The sequence below is a fragment of the Pseudomonas fluorescens genome, assembly GCF_000968015.1.
In the GTDB taxonomy this organism is placed as follows: Bacteria; Pseudomonadota; Gammaproteobacteria; order Pseudomonadales; family Pseudomonadaceae; genus Aquipseudomonas; species Aquipseudomonas fluorescens_W.
Window position 1 is genome coordinate 3,181 of record NZ_LACH01000079.1, and the last position, 1,016, is coordinate 4,196.

Sequence of the window (1,016 nt, forward strand, 5' to 3'; positions counted from 1 at the left end):
TCGAAGGTGAATTGCACGCTGACCATGTCGCCAAATTCCCGTCCGCGGCGCTGGTAATCAAGCTCCCAGCTCCAGTCGGACTGTTTTTCCGCTTCCGCTTCACTTATCTTGGCCTGCGCTTCGCGGGTCATCGGCGCGAACGCCGCCAGCGCGGGATGATGTTGCAGCTTATGGGAGTAACCCGAAGTATCGATGGGCCACTCCGGCAAACTGCCGGTTGGTTGGTCGTTGGCCGCGGGACCAATCCAGCGTTTGAGAGCGGCTCGGGCTTGTGCCCTCAGACGGACCAGGTCGTCCTGTTGTTCCGCCAACTGAGCCGCCTCCTGTTTCGGTGTGACAGCATCGGCAGGCTGAGCACGGCCGCCAGCGATCTGCGCCCGGACGGTATCGGTCAACAGACGATTTTCTTTATAAAAGTCCTGGAACAGCGCCTCTTTACGCTCGACGGAATAGCTGCTGATCCAGGCCAATGCGGTGGCCTGACGGACATTCAGTCTCTCCACACGGCCTTCAGCCGCAGCTCGATCGACGGCTGCTTCGGCGACCTCAATGCGTGCTTTGCGTTTGTCGCGGCTGGGCACTTCTTGCATGACCCCAACCATCTGCATGGTCATGAAGTCCTGCTCGAGTCTCCAGCGGTCGGGGCCGCCGATGGGAAAGTTTTGTACGCCAAGCAGTAGCTTTGGATCGGGTAGTTCGCCGGCTGGAATGGCAGCACTACTGGCGGCTTGCAGTTTAGCGGCTTGGGCGGTTAGTGACGGGGCGTTGTTTTCGGCCAGCCGTAAGGCTTCATCGAGTGTCAGCGGGGCGGCGACGCTCGGCAATGCCAACACGCTTGCCGCCAAGGCGGCCACGACGGGCCAGCCTGTGCAATAGCGTAGGGAGTTCATGCTCACGATTCCTGTGATGTTCCACTGCGCGCCTCTTAGACATGCACGCAGAAATACCATCCCAATAAGGCAGGATGAAACTCAGTGTGGTACAGGAATCAGGCGCGGGGCGGACGCCATACCCCG

At 60.1% G+C, this 1,016-nt stretch carries 1 protein-coding gene; it reads right to left on the reverse strand.

The annotated features are described in order from the left end of the window. A partial coding sequence (locus VD17_RS29255) for a TolC family protein (RefSeq protein ID WP_440130591.1) occupies positions 1 to 890 on the reverse strand: 890 nt, incomplete at its 3' end. Positions 891 to 1,016: the final 126 nt, after the last annotated feature.